Origin of the sequence: Pseudomonas anatoliensis (assembly GCF_017976235.1) — a bacterium.
Classification (GTDB): domain Bacteria; phylum Pseudomonadota; class Gammaproteobacteria; order Pseudomonadales; family Pseudomonadaceae; genus Aquipseudomonas; species Aquipseudomonas anatoliensis.
Genome location: NZ_JACVHC010000003.1, coordinates 269,207 through 289,962 on the forward strand (window position 1 = coordinate 269,207; position 20,756 = coordinate 289,962).

The window sequence follows — 20,756 nt, forward strand, 5'->3', positions numbered from 1 at the left end:
ATGGAGGCTCTTCATGAGCGCTGTTATCACGCCTGCAGATTTTAACGATTACAAAGTTGCCGATATGTCCCTGGCTGCCTGGGGCCGTCGCGAAACCATCATCGCCGAATCGGAAATGCCGGCTCTGATGGGTCTGCGTCGCAAGTACTCCGGCGAACAGCCGTTGAAAGGCGCGAAGATCCTCGGCTGCATCCACATGACCATTCAGACTGCCGTGCTGATCGAAACCCTGGTTGCCCTGGGTGCCGAAGTACGCTGGTCGTCCTGCAACATTTTCTCGACTCAGGATCAGGCTGCTGCCGCTATCGCTGCTGCCGGTATCCCGGTTTTCGCCTGGAAAGGCGAAACTGAAGAAGAGTACGAGTGGTGCCTGGAGCAGACCATCCTGAAGGATGGCCAGCCATGGGACGCCAACATGATCCTCGACGACGGCGGCGACCTGACTCAACTGCTGCACGACAAGTACCCACAAGTACTGGATCGCGTTCACGGCGTGACCGAAGAAACCACCACTGGCGTACACCGTCTGCTGGACATGCTGGCCAAAGGCACGCTGAAAATCCCGGCCATCAACGTCAACGACTCGGTGACCAAGTCCAAGAACGACAACAAGTACGGCTGCCGTCACAGCCTGAACGACGCAATCAAGCGTGGTACCGACCACCTGCTGTCCGGCAAGCAAGCGCTGGTCATCGGTTACGGTGACGTGGGCAAGGGCTCGGCCCAGTCCCTGCGTCAGGAAGGCATGATCGTTAAAGTTTCCGAAGTTGACCCGATCTGCGCCATGCAGGCCTGCATGGACGGTTTCGAACTGGTTTCGCCGTTCATCGACGGTATCAACGACGGTTCCGAAGCAAGCATCGACAAAGCGCTGCTGGGCAAGATCGACCTGATCGTGACCACCACCGGTAACGTCAACGTTTGCGACGCCAACATGCTCAAAGCTCTGAAGAAGCGCGCTGTTGTCTGCAACATCGGCCACTTCGACAACGAAATCGACACCGCTTTCATGCGCAAGAACTGGGCATGGGAAGAAGTGAAGCCACAGGTACACAAGATCCACCGTACCGGCGCTGCCAAATTCGACCCACAGAACGACGACTACCTGATCCTGCTGGCCGAAGGCCGTCTGGTGAACCTGGGCAACGCTACCGGTCACCCGAGCCGCATCATGGACGGTTCGTTCGCCAACCAGGTTCTGGCACAGATCTTCCTGTTCGACCAGAAGTACGCCGACCTGTCGCCAGCCCAGAAAGCCGAGCGCCTGACCGTTGAAGTACTGCCGAAGAAACTCGACGAAGAAGTGGCCCTGGAAATGGTTCGCGGCTTCGGCGGCGTGGTCACTCAACTGACCAAGCAACAGGCTGACTACATCGGCGTTACCGTCGAAGGCCCGTTCAAGCCGCACGCTTACCGCTACTAAGATAAGAGCAGCTGCGAGCTTTAAGCTTCAAGCGGCAAGCGAGGTCAAAAGCCGGACTTGCCGTGCAAAGCGTGAAGCTCTGCCCCTATTTCAAAACAGTGTCAGGCAGCAGGCTCCAGGCACAAGAGACAAGCGCACCTCCGCTTCTCTTGTAGCTTGAAGCTTGCAGCTTGTAGCTGGAGGTTTCCTCCATGTCCCAAGACCGTCGCTACAGCTTCGAGTTCTTCCCGACCAAGACCGATGCTGGGCATGAAAAGCTGCTCAACGTTGCCCGTCATTTGGCAACGTACAATCCCGATTTCTTCTCCTGCACCTATGGCGCTGGTGGTTCGACGCGTGATCGCACCCTCAACACCGTTTTGCAACTGGAAAGCGAAGTCAAAGTACCGGCCGCACCGCACCTGTCGTGCGTCGGCGACAGCAAGGACGACCTGCGCGGCCTGCTGAACGAGTACAAGGCTGCCGGCATCAAGCGCATCGTTGCCCTGCGTGGCGACTTGCCGTCCGGCATGGGCATGACCAGCGGTGAGCTGCGTCACGCCAATGAACTGGTTGAATTCATTCGTGAAGAAACCGGTGACCATTTCCACATCGAAGTCGCCGCTTACCCGGAGATGCATCCGCAAGCGCGCAATTACGAAGACGATCTCGCCAACTTCGTGCGCAAGGCCCGCGCCGGCGCCGACAGCGCGATCACCCAGTACTTCTTCAACGCCGACAGCTACTTTTACTTTGTCGACCGTTTGCAGGCGCTGGGCGTGGATATTCCGGTGGTACCGGGGATCATGCCGATCACCAACTACAGCAAACTCGCGCGCTTCTCCGATGCCTGCGGTGCGGAAATCCCGCGCTGGATTCGCAAGCAGCTGGAAGCCTATGGCGATGACACTCAAAGCATTCAGCGCTTTGGTGAGCAAGTCGTCAGCGAGATGTGCGAACGCCTGTTGCAGGGCGGCGCACCGGGGCTGCATTTCTATTCCATGAACCAGGCTGAACCTAGCCTGGCGATCTGGAATAACCTGAAGTTGCCGCGCTGAAGCAGCTACAAGCTGAAAGCTACAAGCCAGATCAAAAGATCGCAGCCTTCGGCAGCTCCTACATTGGGATTTAGTTCACCCTGTAGGAGCTGCCGAAGGCTGCGATCTTTTGCTTTTAAAGGCCCGAGACAGAGCTTGTGCAGGCAGTTTCTGGCTCTTTGTGGTTTCTCGTCGTAATCTCAAGCCATGCCTTTGATCACACAGTTATTCGCCGTGCTGGTTTTTGCTTGCCTGAGCTTCGCCGCTCGAGGCGAGAAGCTGCGTATTGTCACCGAGCCATGGGCGCCTTACGTCTATGAAGAGAACGGCAAAAACCTCGGGCTGGATTACGAAACCACCGCCATTGTGTTCAAGCGCCTGGGCATAGAAGTCGAATGGCAGTTCCTGCCTTGGAAACGCTGCCTGTCGATGCTGGAAACCGGCCAGGCCGACGGTGCGCTGGATATTTTTCACAGCGCCGAGCGCGACGCCACCCTGCTCTACCCCAGCGAGCCGCTGTCGGATGTCGAGTTCGTGATGTTCTACGCCAACGACCGACCACACCCGTTCAACAAACTCGACGACCTCAAAGGCCTGACCATCGGCACTTCACCGGGTTATCTGTACAGCCCCGACTTCAGCGAATCGACCCTGTTTACCCGCGAGCCCGCGCCGACCCACGAAGCCAACTTCGGCAAACTAGTGCGCGGACGTATCGATTTGCTGATCACTGATCGCCGCGTGGGTCAGCATTTGCTGGATCAGTTGAATATTCGCGATCTGATCAGTGAAAACCCCATGATTATCAGCCGCCAGAGCCAGTTTTTAGCAGTTCGGCGCAATGCCGGGATGGATTTGCTGGCGCAACGCTTCGGCGCCGAACTCAAGCGCTTCAAGCGCGAACCGGCCTACGCCGAGCTGAGCGCACGCTATGGCGCAGCCCCTGGCCAGACGGCGCCATTGAGTAAAGTGTCGGCGGACAGCAAAACCGTTGAGCAGCAGGAAAGCAGCGCGCAGTGATTGCTCTGTTATACTCCGGCGTTCCCGCCAGGCTCACGCCCGGACGCCCGGAACCTTAACAGGCCTCTCGACCCGCTACAGCGCAGCTTCCAGCCAGCGCGAGCACTCCAGACGTGTCTTTGGAACCGCAGCAGGACCGGACGGGATTGCGTCCTCTTAAACGTGATTCGCGCCAGGCAAGATTCCCATTGGGCCAAGCCCTAACTAAAACAGGATTACTCATGTCCTTTGCTTCCCTCGGTCTCTCCGAGGCTTTAGTCCGCGCCATCGAAGATGCGGGCTATACCGAGCCTACTCCGGTGCAACAGCGGGCTATTCCCGCCGTGTTGCAAGGTCGCGACCTGATGGTTGCGGCACAGACAGGTACTGGTAAAACCGGCGGTTTCGCCCTTCCGATCCTGGAGCGGTTGTTCCCCAACGGTCACCCGGACAAATCCCAGCGTCACGGCCCGCGCCAACCGCGCGTACTGGTCCTGACCCCGACCCGCGAACTCGCGGCCCAGGTTCACGAGAGCTTCAAGATCTACGCCCGTGACCTGAAATTCGTCAGCGCCTGCATCTTCGGTGGCGTTGGCACGAACCCGCAGGTTCAGGCCATGGCCCGTGGTGTCGACGTGCTGGTCGCTTGCCCGGGTCGTTTGCTCGACCTGTGCGGCCAGGGCAGCGTCGATCTGTCCCACGTTGAAATCCTCGTCCTCGACGAAGCCGACCGCATGCTCGACATGGGTTTCGTGCACGACGTGAAGAAAGTCCTCGCACGCCTGCCGTCCAAGCGTCAGAACCTGCTGTTTTCGGCGACGTTCTCCAAAGACATCACCGACCTTGCCGGCAAGCTGCTGCACAACCCGGAACGCATCGAAGTCACGCCGCCGAACACCACGGTCGAGCGCATCGAACAGCGCGTATTCCGTCTGCCGGCCAGCCACAAGCGTGCGCTGCTGGCGCACCTGATCACCGCCGGCGCGTGGGAACAGGTGCTGGTGTTCACCCGTACCAAGCACGGCGCCAACCGTCTGGCCGAGTACCTCGACAAGCACGGTCTGCCGGCTGTCGCGATTCACGGCAACAAGAGCCAGAACGCTCGCACCAAAGCCCTGGCCGACTTCAAGGCTGGCGAAGTGCGCATTCTGGTAGCTACCGACATCGCCGCGCGCGGTCTGGACATCGACCAGTTGCCACACGTGGTCAACTTCGAACTGCCGAACGTCGATGAAGACTACGTGCACCGTATCGGCCGTACTGGCCGTGCCGGTCGTTCGGGTGAGGCGATCTCGCTGGTCGCTCCGGACGAAGAAAAACTGCTGAAAAGCATCGAGCGCATGACCAAGCAGAAAATCGCCGACGGCGACCTGATGGGCTTCGACTCGAGCACCATTGAAGCCGAGAAGCCGGAAGTGCGTGAGCGTCCGGACGTGCGCAACCCGCGCAACCCTCGTGGCCCGCGCGGCGACGGTCCGAATGGCGGCGGCGGTGGCGGCGGTCGTAAAGACAAAGGCAAGGAAAAGAGCAAGGAAAAGCCAGCCGGCGAACGCGGCGAGCGTCCAGCCCGTCAGCAAAAGCCTCGCGAAGGCACTCCGGCCCGTGACCAGCGCCCGAGCCAGCCGCCACGCGCTGCGTCTGATCGCGCCCCGGACGAGTTCCTCGACGACGATGTGGATAACTTCGGTAACCGCGTTGACTACGTGCCAAAGCCAGCCCCTGCCGGCGGTCGCGGCCGTCGTCCAGGCGCACCGGCTCAGGGCGCAGGCGCAGGTTCAGGCGCATCACGCGGCGGTCAGTCGCAAGGTCGCCAGAACGCTCCGCGCAACACCAACGGCTCGAGCACCGGCACCCCGCCAGCCAAGCGTAGCGGTCCACGTAATGGTGCACCACGTGACGGTCAGTCGGGTCGTCGCGACGACTCTTCCTCGTCCTCGCGCAACCGCCGCCCGGCCCGTGACGATCAGCCTCGTAGCGAGCCAGCCGTGCAGGCCCCGCGCAGCAATGGCCCGAAGATCATGCACAAGGAATCGAAAGCCGACCGCTTCCCGACTCCTGAGCAGCTCGATCAACTGCCAAGCCGCCCACGTGGCGAAAAACCGGCCTTGCTGACGCGCAATCGCTGATTTGATGCCGCAATGAAAAATGCCCCGGTTCGCAAGAGCCGGGGCATTTTTTATGGAAAAACACACCCGCACCTGTAGGAGCTGCCGAAGGCTGCGATCTTTTGATGTTGGAAAAGCCAAAGTCAAAAGATCGCAGCCTTCGGCAGCTCCTACAGGGGATGTATGTGTGGCAGGCAATAAAAAACGCCCCCGGCCTTTCAACCGGGGGCGTTTTTGTGTGGCTGGCGAAAAATTACTTCGCTTTCACGCCTTCAAACGAAACGTACAGCTCGACCGCGTCGGACTTGGGACCCAGGTCTTTCTGCTTGCCGAAATCGGAACGCTTGATGCTGGTGGTGCCTTCGAAGCCGGCACGGTAGCCGCCCCATGGATCCTTGCCTTCACCCAGGAAGGTGGCTTTGACAACCACTGGCTTGGTGACGCCCAGCAGGGTCAGGTCGCCAGTCACGTCAGCGGTGTTCGCGCCGGTGGACTTGATGCTGGTGGAAACGAAAGTCGCTTTGCCAAACTTGCTCGCGTTCAGGAAGTCAGCGCTGGCGATGTGCTTGTCGCGTTCGGCGTGATTGGTGAACACGCTGGCGGTGTTGACGTTGAACTCGATCTTGCTGTCTTCAGGCTTGGCCGCGTCGAAGCTGAACTTGCCGTCGATGTCCTTGAAAGTACCGGTGATGAAGCTGTAGCCCAAGTGGCTGATCTTGAAGTCGACGAAGGCGTGCTGGCCTTCTTTATCAACGACGTAGTCAGCAGCCATTACGTTGGCGGACAGAACGGCAGAACCGATTGCCAGAGCGGCCAGAGTCTTTTTCAACATGCTTTGTTTTCCTTTGGAGTCGAGGTTGAACATCAGGCTTTGCGACCGAGCATTCGAGTGAGGGTCGCATCACGATCAATAAAGTGGTGCTTCAATGCTGCCAACGCATGGAGACCGGAAAAAATTACCAGCGCCCACGCCAGCCAGAGATGAATCACCCCAGCGGTATCTGCCTGATCCGGTAGCCCGGAAACCAGTGCAGGAACTTCAAACAGGCCAAACACCGGAATACCGACACCGTCTGCGGTGGAAATCAGGTAACCGGCAAGCATCACAGCGAACAGCGCGAGATACAGAAACCCGTGGCCGAATTTAGCGCCGATACGGGTCATGCGGCTGTAGCTTTGCAGCGTCGGCGGCGGTGGGCTGATAAAACGCCACAACACCCGCAACACCATCACTCCGAGCAGCACCAGACCAATGCTCTTGTGCAGATCCGGCGCGTCTTTGCGCCAGGTGCTGTAGTAATCCAGCCCGACCATCCACAGGCCCAGCGCGAACAGTCCGAAGACCACCAGCGCCACACCCCAGTGCATGAAGATGCTGACCCAACCATAGCGCGAAGAAGAGTTACGTAGCTGCATTGCCCAAATCCTGTGAGAACTGCGAACCAAGACTAGCGAGTTATCTATCGAATTAAAGCGGAAAATTTCGCTTTGAAATATCGAGAAATACGATGAAGAGTCTGAAAGTGGCGTGTTAAGGAAAGATTAACGGGGAAAGTGTGGCGGGATGTTGTTTCTAAGCAATGGATTTTTGTTGGCAGAGCTGGCCCTATCGCGAGCAGGCTCACTCCTACAATTGGCCGTATTCCAACTGCAGAAATGCGATCTCTTGTAGGAGTGAGCCTGCTCGCGATAGCGGTCTTACAGGCAAAAAAAAGCGCGGCATAAGCGCCGCGCTTCTTCATTCACCGCAAGGCTTTTACTGCGCCTTGGTCTCGGTCGTTGCCGCAGGCTTGGCTGCTGGCTTCTTCGCCGGCTCAGCCTTTTTTGCCGCCGGTTTGGCCGCTGGCTTTTTCGCTTCGGTTTTCGCCGCAGGCTTTTTCGCTGCTGGCTTGGCTGCCGCTTTCTTTGCAGGCTCGGCTTTTACCGGTGCGGCTGGCTTCGGTGCTTCCACCGGAGCTGGCGCAGGGGTCGGCGCGGGCGCTGGAGCCACTGGAGCTGGAGCCGGTTCTGGAGCTTTCACAGGCTCTGGCTTCTTCTCATCGTCCGAACCACCGAACAGGTTGCTGAAGAAGTTGCCCTTCTTCGCTGCCACGGCACCGGCCGCGCCCGCCGCTGCTGCCGGGATCACTTTGGCAGGTTCGAATGATTTGCCTGCCGCCAGATCTTCAACCTGGCTGGCCGCACGCTGACCGGTGCGCAGCGCACCTTCCAGAGTGCCCGGGTACAAGGTGTCGGTGTGTTCGCCGGCAAACGCTACGCGCTGCAGCGGACGTTCCCAGATACGCCAGAACTTGCTGATCTGGCCCGGACCGTAAGCCAGGTACGCGCCGCCCATCGACGGGTCGGTGCTGTAGCGACGGATCTCATAACCGGTGAACGAGCCACGGGCCTGTGGATAAAACGCGTGCAGACGAATCAGCACTTGATCGACCATCTGCTTGTCGCCAAATGCCTGCATCACGCGGGCATTGTCGCCGGACAGGTTGATCACCACGTTGGCGCCGCCCTTCAGCGCGGGCTCGATCCACAACATGCCCAGACCGGTGTTGCTGTAGATCTCGCCGGACATGCGCGACTTGCTTTCCCACACCGGCGTCTTGAACTTCAGCATGATCTGGTCGCGCCAACCGTAGTTGGTGCCCTTGATGGCCGCCAGACGCTGGGCGTCCAGTGACGGGGTCAGCTGAATCTTGTTCAAGGCACGCAACGGTACAGCCAGCACGACGTAATCGGCCTGGTAACCGACGCTGCCAACCTTGACGGTCACGCCGTCCTTGTCCTGATTGATGGCCGATACCGGCGAATTGGTCTTGATGACCTTGATCTGTTTGACGAACGCTTGCGCCAGCACCTGGCTGCCGCCGACCAGGCGCGAGGCGCGCAGGTCACGGTCGGACACGCCGCGATACACGCGGTTCTGCTGGGCGAAATACAGCAGCGACAGACGCGAAGGCTCGTCGTAGTGGGTGCGGATGTCCTGGTTGATCAACTGACGCGCAGTGGCTGGCAGATTCTGTTTGTCGAGCCAGCTCGACACGGTGATCTGGTCCAGTGCGTGCAGGGTGTTGGTCGCTGCCGGGTTCTGTGGATCGTCGATCGAGCGCGCCAGATCGTCGAGGGTTTTCTGGTAACGCTTGAGCGCATCGGCGGTGGCCGGTTGCTTGGTCGCCAGGTCGGCAGCGGAAAAATACTCGCCGTCGATCAAATAACCCGGTGTACGCACGAATTCCGGTGCCGGCGTGGTGCCGAGCTTGAACGTCGAGACGTACTTGTTCAGCACCGGCTGGGTTTTGTCGTTGCCGATCCACTCGCTGGTGGCCATGCCCGAGCGACCGCCCAGGCTTGGTTTGGCTTCGAGCAGCGTGACCTGCCAGCCTTTGTTTTGCAGCTCATAAGCAGCGGTCAGGCCCGACAGGCCGCCGCCGATCACGATTGCGGTTTTATCCTTGGCCAGCGCCGTAACGCTGAACAGCCCCAACATCACCAGCGCACAGGCGCGCAGCCAACCGACAGACATTCAGCGAACTCCGGAAATACACAGAAAAAAGCAGTTGTGCGGGTCAGACGACCCAAAGAACCGCGAAGAATACGTTAGCCATCAAAACGCCGCCAGCGACGTCTATCGGCTCATACAAAGTAGCTCAATCGACACAATGGGTTGTTCCCGCGCGATGCATTGCATAGGCTTGCGCGATTGTTTGCCCGCGCCTGTCGCGAGCCGCCTCGAGGAGACTGTAAATGGGCCTTAATAATCAGTGGATGCAACGCGATCTCGCGGTGTTGTGGCATCCCTGCACCCAGATGAAAGACCACGAACAGCTGCCGCTGATCCCGATCAAGCGCGGCGAAGGCGTCTGGCTCGAAGACTTCGAGGGCAAGCGCTACCTCGACGCGGTCAGCTCGTGGTGGGTCAACGTGTTCGGCCACGCCAACCCGCGCATCAACCAGCGCATCAAGGATCAGGTCGATCAACTGGAGCACGTGATTCTCGCCGGTTTCAGCCATCAACCGGTGATCGAGCTGTCTGAACGTCTGGTGAAGATGACGCCAGAAGGCCTGAACCGGGTGTTCTACGCCGATAACGGTTCGTCCTGCATCGAAGTCGCGCTGAAAATGAGCTTTCACTATTGGCTCAACCGCGGCATGCCGGCCAAGAAACGCTTCGTCACCCTGACCAACAGCTACCACGGCGAAACCATGGCAGCGATGGCGGTCGGCGACGTGCCGCTGTTCACTGAAACCTACAAAGCCCTGCTGATGGACACCATCAAGGTGCCGAGCCCGGATTGCTACGGGCGCCCCGAAGGCATGAGTTGGGAGGAGCACTCGCGCAATATGTTCGCGGCGATGGAACAGACGTTGGCCGAGAACCATGACAGCGTTGCGGCAGTGATCGTCGAGCCACTGATTCAGGGTGCCGGCGGCATGCGCATGTATCACCCGGTGTACCTCAAGCTGCTGCGCGAGGCCTGCGACCGTTACGGCGTGCACCTTATCCTCGACGAAATCGCCGTCGGCTTTGGCCGCACCGGAACGATGTTCGCCTGCGAGCAGGCCGGCATCCGTCCGGACTTCCTCTGCCTGTCCAAGGCCCTGACCGGCGGCTACCTGCCGCTGGCCGCGTGCCTGACCACCGACGATGTCTACAGCGCGTTCTACGACGACTATCCAACCCTGCGCGCCTTCCTCCACTCGCACAGCTACACCGGCAACCCGCTGGCGTGCGCGGCGGCGTTGGCGACGCTGGATATCTTCGAGCAGGACAACGTGATCGAGAACAACAAGGCACTCGCTCAGCGCATGGCGTCGGCGACGGCGCATCTGGTCGATCACCCGAACGTCAGCGAAGTGCGTCAGACCGGCATGGTCCTGGCCATCGAGATGGTCAAGGATAAAGCCACCAAAGAGGCCTACCCTTGGCAGGAACGCCGCGGCCTGAAAGTGTTCCAGCATGCGCTGGAGCGTGGCGCGCTGCTGCGTCCGCTTGGCAGTGTGGTGTACTTCCTGCCGCCGTACGTGATCACGCCGGAGCAGATCGACTTCCTCGCCGAAGTCGCCAGCGAAGGCATCGACATCGCCACCCGTGACAGCGTCAGCGTGGCCGTGCCGAAGGACTTCCACCCCGGTTTCCGTGATCCGGGCTGATCTGTTTCACTAAAGCTTCAGCGGTGACCGGACTACCGTCATCGCTGGCAAGCCAGCTCCCACAGGTTCTGCGCAAGTCCTTGTGGGAGCTGGCTTGCCAGCGATAGGGCCGCCAGACTTTTACAATTTCTACAGAGACCCCGCATGAGACTGTCCCGCTTCTTTATCGACGCCCCGCTAAGCACCGGCCAACACGAACTGCCGGAGGCCCAGGCGCATTACATCAGCCGCGTGCTGCGCATGGCCGAGGGCGATGCGGTGCAGATGTTCGACGGTTCCGGCCATGAGTTTCGCGGTTCCTTGCTGGAAGTCGGCAAGAAACGCGTGGTGGTGCAGATCGACGAGCAGTTCGCCGGACAGATCGAATCACCGCTGCACATCCATCTCGGCCAGGGCCTGTCCCGCGGCGAGCGGATGGACTGGGCGATTCAGAAAGCCACCGAACTGGGCGTCAATGAAATCACGCCGATCTTCAGCGATCGCTGTGAAGTTCGCCTCAAAGACGAGCGCGCTGACAAACGCTTGCAGCATTGGCGTCAGGTGGCGATCAGCGCATGTGAGCAATGTGGTCGTTCGCGGGTCCCGGTGATTCATCCACCGGTACTGCTGGCGGACTGGATCAAGCAGACCGAAGCCGAGTTGAAACTGGTGCTGCACCCGGTAGCCGAGCCGCTGGTGAGCCATGCAAAACCTTCGACTCTGGCGTTTCTGATCGGGCCGGAGGGCGGCTTGTCCGAGGCCGAGGTCGAGCAGGCCAAGGGCAATGGTTTTCATGCTGCTCGCCTTGGGCCGCGCGTGTTGCGGACCGAAACTGCGCCGGTAGTTGCGTTGGCGGTGGCTCAACAATTGTGGGGTGATTTCTAGGGTCCCAAAAGATCGCAGCCTGCGGCAGCTCCTACAGGGGCAGCGCATTCCAAATGTAGGAGCTGCCGCAGGCTGCGATCTTTTGATCTTGCTTCACAGGACGTAAAACATAATCGCAACAAAGTGCAGCAAACTCCCGGCAATCACGAACAAATGCCAGATCCCGTGGGCATGTCGTAGCCGATGATCCAAGGCAAAAAAGATAATCCCCACGGTGTACAACACCCCGCCCGTCGCCAGCCACGCGAAACCCGTCGTGCCCAACGCCGCCAGTAACGGCTTCACTGCCACCAGCACGATCCAGCCCATCACCGCATAGATCACGATGGACAGAATCCGCGCCTCGGAACGCGGTTTGATCTCTTGCACAATGCCGATCAGCGCCAGCCCCCAGACAATCCCGAATAGTGTCCAGCCCCACACCCCGCGCAAGGTCACCAGGCAAAACGGCGTGTAGCTGCCGGCGATCAGCAAATAGATCGAAAAGTGATCGACCTTCTTCATGATCTCTTTCTTGCGCCCGCGCACGCTGTGGTACACGGTCGATGCGCTGTACAACACCAGCAGGGTAAACGCGTAAATCGCCACACTGACGATCTTCCATGGACTGCCATCGAGACAGGCGATGACCAGCATCCACACACCGCCGATAAAAGCCGCCACTGCCCCGACCAGATGCGTCCAGGCGTTCAATCGTTCTCCGTGATACATCTATTGCTCACCTCAAAATTCATTACCGCAGCGCGCAAGGCTCGGGCCTTGAGCGTAAAAGCGCAATGTTTCTGTTCAACATGAATCCGTGTAGGAGCTGCCGCAGGCTGCGATCTTTTGATCTTCAAAGGCAAAAGATCGCAGCCTGCGGCAGCTCCTACAAAGGGCCGCGTTTACCGTGCACAATCGGCCGATACCAAAAAGAGTCCGCGCCATGCTGATCGACGAAGAGTTGACCCTGAAAAAACTCGAGGTGTTCCTCGCTTTCATGCGCACCGGCAATCTCGCCCGTGCCGCTGCCGAGCTACAGACCAGCAATGTCAGCGTGCACCGCGCGATTCACTCGCTGGAAAGCGCCCTGCGCTGCCCGCTGTTCAAACACGAAGGCCGCAACCTGACGCCGCTGGAAAGCGCCTATGTACTGGAGGAACGCGCGCAGAAGCTGATTCAGGACGTGGTCGAAAGCGTACGCCTGACCCGCGAGGCCGCAGGATTCTCCGCCGAACGCTTCAAACTCGGCTCGCTGTATTCACTGACCGTGAAAACCGTGCCGCAACTGATCATGGGCCTGAAGATCCGCCGCAGCGAACTCAACATCGACCTGATTCTTGGCTCGAACATCGACCTGCTCTACAAGCTGAAAAACATGGAAGTCGACGCGATTCTGGTGTCGCTGGACGACAGCATCAACGACCCGGATTGCGAGCAGATTGCGCTGTTTTCCGATGACATCTTTCTCGCCACTCCTGCCGATTCAAGATTTGCCCAGCGCAGTGAAGTTGATCTGGCGGACGTACGCGATGAAACCTTCATCACGTTGACCCAGGGCTTCGCGACCCATCAGGACGGCAATCGGGTGTTCAGGCAGGCGGGGTTCGAGCCGAAGGTGGCGATGCAGGTGAATGACATCTTCACGCTGCTGAGCATGGTCAGTTCCGGGGTGGGTTATGCGCTGCTGCCTGGAAGGATTGCGGCGGTGTATGAGAATCGGGTGAAGCTGATTCCGTTGCAGGAAAAGTATCGGTTGCAACAGCACATTGGTGTGGTGTTTCTGAAGGCCAAGGAGCGCGACCCGAATCTGCTGGCGTTGTTGGCGGAGTGTCGGATGTATGCCAATCGCCAGGTCTGAAACCGAGTTGTCTGAATCGCTGGCAAGCCAGCTCCCACAGTGTGTTGCGCCGCACAATAAATCTGTGTTCAACACATCGCCCTGTGGGAGCGGGCTTGCCCGCGATGGCGTCAGCTCAGGTAACAAACAACCAAAGCCCTACCCCACCAACCCCCGCATCACCAAAAACAAAACCGAAGGCCCAAGCAGACACCCAAGCGCGGTATAGAACGCCGCCGTCAGACAACCGTAAGGCACAAGCTTCGGATCCGTCGCCGCCAGCCCGCCAGCCACGCCACTGGAAGTGCCCATCAACCCGCCGAAGATCACCGCACTGCGCGGGTTGTTCAAGCCGATCATCGGGGCCACAAACGGTGTCATCACCATCACCAGAATCGCCTTGATCAACCCCGCAGCAATCGACAGCGCCATTACTTCAGAACTGGCACCAATCGCCGCCCCGGTCACCGGGCCGACAATGTAGGTCACCGCCCCTGCGCCGATGGTGGTCAGGCTCACCGCATCGGTATAACCGAACGCCATCGCCACACCAACGCCGGCGACAAACGACGTGCCCACCCCGACAAACAGCGCCAGCACACCGACAAACCCGGCGCGTTTGAGCTCTTCAACACTCACGCCAAACGCCGTGGCAACGATGGCGAAATCACGCAGCATCGCGCCACCGAGCAAACCGATACCCGACAACAAAGGAATATCCACCACGCCTTTCTGCCCGCCGGTCAGCGCACCGCCAACGTAGGACAACACCAGCCCGAGCAGAATGGCGATCGCCGAACCGTGCAACCGGCCCTTGGTGAAGGTATTGGACATCCAGTAGGACACCCACATGGTCAGGCCGACAATCAGGAAACCGCTGATCAGGCCGTAGCCAGTGATGACTTTCATCATTGATTCGTACATGGCGATTACCCCGCAGTCTTGGCTGGAGCAATCGGCGCCGGATCCTTGTTGCCGAGGCGCACCAGCACCGGCACCATGGCAAAGGCGATCACCACCGCAAGTGTCCCGGCGAGAATCGCCATCGGCCCGCCCTTCAGCGCGCCGTAAACATTCTGCTGCGCCGCCATGGCGACCACGATCGGAATGTAGATCGCACTCCAGAACTCGACACCCTGTTCAGTCTTGCCCTTGAGCCAGCCGGTTTTGTTCAGATAACTGCCCAGGCCGATCAACAGCAGCATCGCAATGCCGACGCCGCCGACGTTTGCCGGCACGCCGATCAGCTTGCCGAGCAGTTCACCGACCCAGATACCCACCAGCGTACAAAAGGCGAGAAACGCCACACCGTAAATAATCATTGTTGTAGTCCTCAAAGTGCATCGTCGAATGTTGTTTTTGTTGTTCGAAGCTTGAGTCGGCGTTTTAGGTTCGGCGGCTTCCCTCCTCACGCAACAGCGCCTGCAAGGTGTCGAGGCGAGCACTGTGGAAGGCAGTGACAGTGCCTGATTCGAACACCCGGCGCGCCAGCCCGGTCAGCACCGCACCCGGCGGCAGTTCGATCTGTAGCCGCACGCCGCGCTCGTAGGCGCTTTGCACGGTGCCGCGCCAGTCCACCACGCGGCACATGTTGAAAGCGAGGTCGTCGCGCAGGGCTTCAACCTTGATGACCGGCCGAGCGCGACTGCCGCTCAGGTAAGCGATTTTCGGAGTTTGCAGCTGTATTTTGGCGAAGGCTTCAGCGAGGGCCTGAGCCGGTTTTTCCAGCAGCGGACAATGCGACGGCACGCTGACCGCCAGACGTGTCGCCAGCCCCGCGCCACGACTGCGCGCCAGTTCGGCCACCTCTTGCATCGCCTTGTCACTGCCAGCAATGACCACTTGGTTATCGGCGTTGATGTTGGCCAGATAAACCGGCGTTTCGGCGCTGTGAACTTGCACCAGCAACGCTTCGACTGTGGACAACTGCAAACCAATAATCGCGGTCATGCCAAAGCCCTGTGGATAAGCCTGCTGCATCAACTCACCGCGCAGGCTGACCAGATGCAGTGCATCGCTGAAGCTCAAAGCACCCGCCACCACCGCTGCCGGGTAAGCGCCGATGGACAAACCTGCGACGTAATCCGCCGTCAGTCCGCCCTGCAGCAACTGCCGCGAAGCTGCTGTGCCTGCGATCAACAGACACAACTGAACCGCCCTCGTCGTGCGCAACGCCTCGGCAGAGTCGAGCAGCAAAACGTCTTCGCCGAGCACATCGCTGGCCTCGACCAAGGTTTCCCGAGGCAACCGCTGGAGCATGCCCGGTTGCTGCGCGCCTTGGCCTGGGAACACCAAAAGGCTGCTCACGCTGCCAACTCCTGCGGGTTCCACGGATCTGTAACCAGACACGCCTGATGGGCGTTTTTCAGCAGCACCCGCGCTGAGGGGCCAGCCCATTCGCGCAGTGCCACCGCGCCGAATGGCGTCTGCAATTGCATGTCGACCCGGCAGGCTGCCTGATCGAAAAGCGCTACCAGTTTGCGCGCCTGATTACGCGCCAACAGGTGCGGCGTACGCAGGATCAGATCGAGATCGCTACCCTCATGCACCGCCGCAAAACCACTGGCCAGTTCAAACCCGGCACTGCCACTGACGCCCCAGACCCAACCGCAATCATCGAGCATCGGCCGCAACTGTTCGAGCGCGCGCAGGGCCGGCACGTCGCGATCACTGTCGACCTGACAAAGCGCTTCCGGACTGACCCGACAGGCAATCGAATCGACCGCCATGAACGCCGCCAACCGCTGCTCGCGCAAGACACCACGAATGCCAACGGCAACAAAACCATCAGCGCTCAATGCTCGGCGCACCACCACCGGTTGCCCTGCGCTGAGCGATTCAACCGCCCAGCGCGGCGCATCCGCCGGCAATTGCGCCGGCGTCATGCCCCAAAGCAGATCGTGCGCCAGAGGCATGTTCACCACTGCGCCCTCAGCAGTTCGCGTACGCGGCTGGACGCTTCACGATTGTTCGCACCGAGACGACCGCTCAGATCATTGCTGCTGACATCGTTGATCGCTTGGCTCAGGCATTCAGTCACCCGGGCCAGATCCTCGGCTGTCGGCTGTTCGATCTGCTGCACCGAAAGGGTTTCCCAGAGCAAGCCGAGGCTGGCGTAGCTGTCGATGTCATAAGCCATCGGCGGCACGCTGGCGGCCAGTGCTTCGAGTTCTTCGACGCTGCGCAACGTGACCCGCGCCGCCGACGCCTTGCCCATCGCGTGCACCATCACGCCGGGATCGCGCAGGGCAATCAAGCGGTTGGCCTGATAACCGTGGGCAAGAAACGCCCCGGACATCGCTTTGCCCACCAACAGTCCAATCACCGGATGCCCGGCCAAACGTGCGCGGGCATAACTGTCCGCCGCACCGGCCAAAGCCTGATGAATGCCAAGCGCTTCTTCGCGACGACCATAGGCCTGGCTGGGTACATCGACGATGGCGATGAGTGGGCGCTTCTGTGATTTGTCGCGGTCAGCCGTGATCGCGTCATCCACAGCCTTGGCCAAACCCCAGCCTTCCAACAGCCCGACTTCACCGTTTCGAGCACGGGGAAAACGATTGTCCGGGTCAGCGACGACGGCGATAAAACGCCCGAGTTGGCCATCGGCAACCTTCAACGATGACGGCAGCCCTTCGACCTCTACGGCGCCAGCGCTCAACGCGTTGAACCAGTTCAAACCGCGCACGGAATAGCCACTCATGAGCGCTCTCCTTGATACAGATCGCGAACCACCGAAGGCTCGATTTGCTTGTCAGTGTCGAGGCTGGCCAGACGCTGCAGGAACCACTCGGCACGCTGACTGCGCGGTTGCGTCGGCAAACCTTGCTGCAACAGTTCACCGACCTGCTGACGAATCTGCGCCACATCGTCGGCGACATAACGATCCACCAAGCCACTGGCGAAACGCTGCTCGCCACCGGTCAGGCTCCAGATAAATGGCCGGTCGCGAGAGTCGTATTCTTCTATCCCGGCTTCCTGCTCGATCACTTGCGGGCCGTTCAGGCCAAGGCGTGCTTCCTGGGTCACCAGCAAATAGCTGCAAAGCGCAGCGGCAATCGACATGCCGCCAAAGCAACCCACGCTGCCCGCCACCACACCGACGATCGGTTGGTACTGCTGCAAATCGACAATTGCCGCGTGAATATCGGCAATCGCCGCCAAGCCGAGATTGGCTTCCTGCAAACGCACACCACCGGTTTCCAGCAGCAATATGGCGCAGGTCGGGATGCCTTTGCGGTTGTCTTCGGCGGCCAGTTCCAGCGCGCCGGCAATCTTCGCCCCGCCGACTTCGCCGAGGCTGCCGCCCTGAAACGCGCCTTCGATGGCGGCGATCACCACCGGCAAACCGTCGACGCTGCCCTTGGCGATCACCACGCCGTCATCGGCCTGCGGCACCACGCCCTGGCGTTCGAGCCACGGCGACATGATGCGTTGAAACGGATCGAGCAATTCGCGGAAGGTGCCGGCATCGAGCAAGGCTTTCGCCCGTTGCCGCGCGCCGAGTTCAACGAAGCTGTGTTTGTGCAAAAGCGCTGCGCTGTCAGTCATGGCCGATCTCCTCGAAACCTTGCTCCAGACGCAAACGCACCACACCCGGCGTCGCGCCGAAATCGTGGATATCGATGGCCATGGCGGGCGGCGTGGTGCCGTCGAACATCCGCGCAAACAAGTGCTGCCAGCGCTGCTGCGCGCCGTTGACCGAGGTCTGCACGTTGATCGTCAACTTGCCGGCCAGTCCCGGTTCGATCAGCACTTCCAGATCGCCCGAGCCAACACAACCGACCAGCGCGCGACCGCGTGGCGGCGGCCCGGCGGGGAATTCAAACGATAGGGTTTCCATCAAAACGCTCCCTGAAGAATGCCGTCGCGCTCGATTCGGTCGAGCAGTAGCGTGGCGGCGAGCAAGTCGGCGGCGCCACCGGGCGAGGCATTCAATGCGATGAGTTGTTGATCCAGTTCGTGCAGTCGACGGCGGCCGGTGAGGCTGGCGCTACCGCCGGCATCCAGCACCGCTTGCGCGCCTCGCTGCATGGCTTGCAAACCCGCTTCGCCGGCGCGATAGAGCACGCAGGTGTCGGCGAGGTCAGTCATGATCGCCAGCAAGGCGTCGAGCCGGGCGTTCTGTTCGCCGTGACCACGGGCGCGACTGCTTTTGAGTTGCGGCAAGCCGCGTTGCAGCACCGACGGAAAACCCAGTTGCGCTTCTTCGCGAGCACCGCGTGCGCCGTAGCGCAGGGCGACTTGCGCGCCGTGACTTAGCGGGCGAGGTGCGTAGCGATCATCGAGCAGCGCCAGACGTGCGGCCCTGACGCAAACAGCACCGACAGTGCTGGATTTCGCGTCCAGTGCCGCCGCTGTAACGATCAGGCCCAACGCCCAGATCGCGCCGCGATGGGTGTTCACACCGTTGGTGGTGGCGAGCATGGCTTGCTCGCCTTCACGGCCGATGCAGCCAATGCTTTCACGCAGCACCGGATTGATCTCGCCGATTTCAATGGCGGCTTCGGCCATCTCCTTGAACGCTGGCCACAACGACAGCGCCGAAGCGTGCATCAGGCCCAGGTGCAGATCGGTATGTGCGCCGTTGCCACGACGATCCACCAGCGCCGGTTTCGGTGACAGATCCGCTTCGTCGATCAATGCGTCGACCGCCAGATCCGCCAGTCGCTCGGCCAGGCTCAGAGGTTTCGTTTGCAGGTTGAATGCGTGCATTACCAGCTCCTGAACTTGGCGGGCGGGTTGTAGAGGCCGCCGGACCACTCGACCAGATCGGCCACGCTCTTCGCCGCCAGCAGTTCGCGGGTGGCGTCGGTGCGGCGGATACCGAGGTCTTCGGGCAAGGCGATCAAGCCTTCGCGGCGCATGCGCTCGGTGTCTTTGGGGTTGTGGCGCAGGCCGATGGCGGTGACGCCCGCGACCGCAGCGATCATCGCTTGGCGCTCTTCCAGCGAACGCGCTTTATAGAGGTAAGCGATGCCTTCTTCGGTCAGCAGGTGGGTCACGTCGTCGCCGTAAATCATGATCGGCGCCAGCGGCATGCCGCTCTTCTTCGCCACTTCCACCGCATCGAGCGTTTCGACGAAGGTCGGTTTGCCGCCCTCCTGAAAGGTCTCGACCATTTGCACCACGAGTTTCTTGCCGCGTTCGAGCATCGGTTGCTGCGAGTCGTCGTGGCGCATATCGAGCCATGCAGGCGTGCCGTGGCGGCGGCCACGCGGGTCATGGCCCATGTTCGGTGCACCGCCGAAACCGGCGAGGCGGCCACGGGTAACGGTCGAAGAATGGCCATCGCCATCGACCTGCAACGTCGCGCCGATAAACAGATCCACCGCGTACTGCCCGGCCAGTTGGCAGAACATCCGGTTGGAACGCAGCGAGCCGTCGCGACCAGTGAAGAACACGTCTGGCCGGGCGGCGATGTAATTTTCCATGCCCAGTTCGGTGCCGAAGCAATGCACGCTTTCAACCCAGCCACTTTCAATCGCCGGGATCAGCGTCGGGTGCGGGTTGAGCGTCCAGTTGCGACAGATCTTGCCCTTGAGGCCAAGGGATTCGCCGTAGGTCGGCAGGATCAGTTCGATGGCTGCGGTGTTGAAACCGATGCCGTGGTTGAGCGACTGCACGTTGTGTTTTTCGTAGATGCCGCGGATCGCCATCATCGCCATCAACACATGCACAGGCTTGATGTGACGCGGGTCGCGGGTGAACAGCGGTTCGATGTAGAACGGCTTGTCGGCCACCACCACAAAATCGACCCATGACGCTGGAATGTCCACGCGGGGCAGCTCGCTGACGTCGTCGACCAATTGATTAACCTGGACGATGACGATGCCGTCACTGAACGCTGCCGGTTCGATCAGCGCCGGGGTGTCTTCGGTGCTTGGGCCGGTATAGATGTTGCCGGCGCGGTCGGCCATGAACCCGGCCGAGAGCACGACGTTGGGAATCAGGTCCACCACCAGCCGTGCGTAGAGTTCGATGTAGGTGTGGATCGCGCCGATTTCCAGAAGGCCGTCTTCAAGCAACTGGCTGATGCGCAGGCTCTGGGTGCCGGCGAAGGAGAAATCGAGTTTGCGGGCGATGCCGCGTTCGAACAGGTCGAGGTGCTCGGAGCGACCGACGCTGGGCATGATCATGTGCAGGTCGTGGAGCTTCTCGGGATCAGCCTTGGCGAGAGAGCGAGAGAGGAAATCCGCCTGCTTCTGGTTATTGCCCTCCAGCACTACACGGTCGCCGGGCAGGATCAGCGCTTCAAGCGCCGCGACGATCTTGTCGGTGGGCAACACCACACCGTCGGCCAGCCCACGCACCTTGTCGAGGCGGCGCTGCTTCTCATCGCGCCGCCGCGTCCAGCGCGAGTCGGGGGAAATTGTTGTTGTCAT

At 60.3% G+C, this 20,756-nt stretch carries 20 protein-coding genes; 7 read left to right on the forward strand and 13 right to left on the reverse strand.

Annotated features, from left to right (window positions below; all coding sequences use genetic code 11):
* The first annotated feature begins 13 nt into the window (after window positions 1–13).
* From ahcY to ICA16_RS10735, 4 genes are all read left to right on the forward strand, one after another.
* Window positions 14–1,423: an adenosylhomocysteinase gene (gene ahcY / locus ICA16_RS10720; RefSeq protein ID WP_150601946.1), complete on the forward strand. Its 1,410-nt coding sequence runs from the start codon at window positions 14–16 to the stop codon at window positions 1,421–1,423.
* A gap of 191 nt (window positions 1,424–1,614) precedes the next feature.
* Window positions 1,615–2,460: a methylenetetrahydrofolate reductase [NAD(P)H] gene (metF, locus tag ICA16_RS10725; protein ID WP_150593620.1), complete on the forward strand. Its 846-nt coding sequence runs from the start codon at window positions 1,615–1,617 to the stop codon at window positions 2,458–2,460.
* A 186-nt stretch (window positions 2,461–2,646) separates the two neighbouring features.
* On the forward strand, window positions 2,647–3,459 hold the full coding sequence (locus ICA16_RS10730) for a substrate-binding periplasmic protein (RefSeq protein WP_210700600.1): 813 nt from the start codon (window positions 2,647–2,649) through the stop codon (window positions 3,457–3,459).
* A 221-nt stretch (window positions 3,460–3,680) separates the two neighbouring features.
* Window positions 3,681–5,564, forward strand: a complete 1,884-nt coding sequence (locus ICA16_RS10735) for an RNA helicase RhlE2 (RefSeq protein ID WP_210700601.1) — start codon at window positions 3,681–3,683, stop codon at window positions 5,562–5,564.
* 232 nt (window positions 5,565–5,796) lie between these two features.
* On the opposite strand, the gene ICA16_RS10740 is transcribed toward ICA16_RS10735, so the two are convergent.
* From ICA16_RS10740 to ICA16_RS10750, 3 genes are all read right to left on the reverse strand, one after another.
* Window positions 5,797–6,375 (reverse strand): YceI family protein, encoded by a 579-nt coding sequence (locus ICA16_RS10740; protein ID WP_414704740.1) that lies wholly within the window; start codon window positions 6,373–6,375, stop codon window positions 5,797–5,799.
* Between the two features lie 32 nt (window positions 6,376–6,407).
* Window positions 6,408–6,959 (reverse strand): cytochrome b, encoded by a 552-nt coding sequence (locus ICA16_RS10745; protein ID WP_150597553.1) that lies wholly within the window; start codon window positions 6,957–6,959, stop codon window positions 6,408–6,410.
* Window positions 6,960–7,299: 340 nt separating this feature from the next.
* Window positions 7,300–9,060 (reverse strand): flavin monoamine oxidase family protein, encoded by a 1,761-nt coding sequence (locus ICA16_RS10750; protein WP_150601949.1) that lies wholly within the window; start codon window positions 9,058–9,060, stop codon window positions 7,300–7,302.
* Window positions 9,061–9,281: 221 nt separating this feature from the next.
* Between ICA16_RS10750 and ICA16_RS10755 the strand changes: the two genes are divergently transcribed.
* Window positions 9,282–10,688, forward strand: coding sequence for an adenosylmethionine--8-amino-7-oxononanoate transaminase (locus tag ICA16_RS10755; RefSeq protein WP_150617821.1), 1,407 nt, complete (start codon window positions 9,282–9,284; stop codon window positions 10,686–10,688).
* 144 nt (window positions 10,689–10,832) lie between these two features.
* Entirely contained in the window at window positions 10,833–11,552 is a 720-nt protein-coding gene (locus ICA16_RS10760; protein WP_150601951.1) for a 16S rRNA (uracil(1498)-N(3))-methyltransferase, read from the forward strand.
* Between the two features lie 93 nt (window positions 11,553–11,645).
* Here ICA16_RS10760 and trhA read toward each other — a convergent pair whose 3' ends face one another.
* Window positions 11,646–12,263 carry a PAQR family membrane homeostasis protein TrhA gene (gene trhA, locus ICA16_RS10765; protein ID WP_150601952.1) on the reverse strand — a complete coding sequence of 206 codons (618 nt, stop codon included), beginning with the start codon at window positions 12,261–12,263 and terminating at the stop codon, window positions 11,646–11,648.
* Window positions 12,264–12,477: 214 nt separating this feature from the next.
* Here trhA and ICA16_RS10770 point away from each other — a divergent pair, with 214 nt between their 5' ends.
* Window positions 12,478–13,392 (forward strand): LysR family transcriptional regulator, encoded by a 915-nt coding sequence (locus ICA16_RS10770; protein WP_150617823.1) that lies wholly within the window; start codon window positions 12,478–12,480, stop codon window positions 13,390–13,392.
* 138 nt (window positions 13,393–13,530) lie between these two features.
* On the opposite strand, the gene madM is transcribed toward ICA16_RS10770, so the two are convergent.
* The 9 genes from madM to mdcA form a co-directional block, all read right to left on the reverse strand.
* Window positions 13,531–14,295, reverse strand: a complete 765-nt coding sequence (gene madM / locus ICA16_RS10775) for a malonate transporter subunit MadM (RefSeq protein ID WP_210700603.1) — start codon at window positions 14,293–14,295, stop codon at window positions 13,531–13,533.
* A 5-nt stretch (window positions 14,296–14,300) separates the two neighbouring features.
* Entirely contained in the window at window positions 14,301–14,693 is a 393-nt protein-coding gene (gene madL / locus ICA16_RS10780; RefSeq protein ID WP_150617825.1) for a malonate transporter subunit MadL, read from the reverse strand.
* Between the two features lie 64 nt (window positions 14,694–14,757).
* Window positions 14,758–15,678 carry a malonate decarboxylase subunit epsilon gene (gene mdcH, locus ICA16_RS10785; protein ID WP_210700604.1) on the reverse strand — a complete coding sequence of 307 codons (921 nt, stop codon included), beginning with the start codon at window positions 15,676–15,678 and terminating at the stop codon, window positions 14,758–14,760.
* On the reverse strand, window positions 15,675–16,295 hold the full coding sequence (locus ICA16_RS10790) for a malonate decarboxylase holo-ACP synthase (RefSeq protein WP_210700605.1): 621 nt from the start codon (window positions 16,293–16,295) through the stop codon (window positions 15,675–15,677). The genes mdcH and ICA16_RS10790 overlap by 4 nt, the downstream gene beginning before the upstream one ends.
* Window positions 16,289–17,074: a biotin-independent malonate decarboxylase subunit gamma gene (gene mdcE, locus ICA16_RS10795; RefSeq protein ID WP_210700606.1), complete on the reverse strand. Its 786-nt coding sequence runs from the start codon at window positions 17,072–17,074 to the stop codon at window positions 16,289–16,291. The genes ICA16_RS10790 and mdcE overlap by 7 nt, the downstream gene beginning before the upstream one ends.
* Window positions 17,071–17,922, reverse strand: coding sequence for a biotin-independent malonate decarboxylase subunit beta (locus tag ICA16_RS10800; protein ID WP_210553477.1), 852 nt, complete (start codon window positions 17,920–17,922; stop codon window positions 17,071–17,073). Before ICA16_RS10800 ends, mdcE begins: the two co-directional genes overlap by 4 nt.
* Window positions 17,915–18,214, reverse strand: coding sequence for a malonate decarboxylase subunit delta (locus ICA16_RS10805; RefSeq protein WP_150601960.1), 300 nt, complete (start codon window positions 18,212–18,214; stop codon window positions 17,915–17,917). Before ICA16_RS10805 ends, ICA16_RS10800 begins: the two co-directional genes overlap by 8 nt.
* Window positions 18,214–19,086 carry a triphosphoribosyl-dephospho-CoA synthase gene (locus tag ICA16_RS10810; protein ID WP_150617830.1) on the reverse strand — a complete coding sequence of 291 codons (873 nt, stop codon included), beginning with the start codon at window positions 19,084–19,086 and terminating at the stop codon, window positions 18,214–18,216. Before ICA16_RS10810 ends, ICA16_RS10805 begins: the two co-directional genes overlap by 1 nt.
* Complete coding sequence (mdcA, locus tag ICA16_RS10815) at window positions 19,086–20,756, reverse strand: malonate decarboxylase subunit alpha (protein ID WP_150601962.1); 1,671 nt, start codon at window positions 20,754–20,756, stop codon at window positions 19,086–19,088. The genes ICA16_RS10810 and mdcA overlap by 1 nt, the downstream gene beginning before the upstream one ends.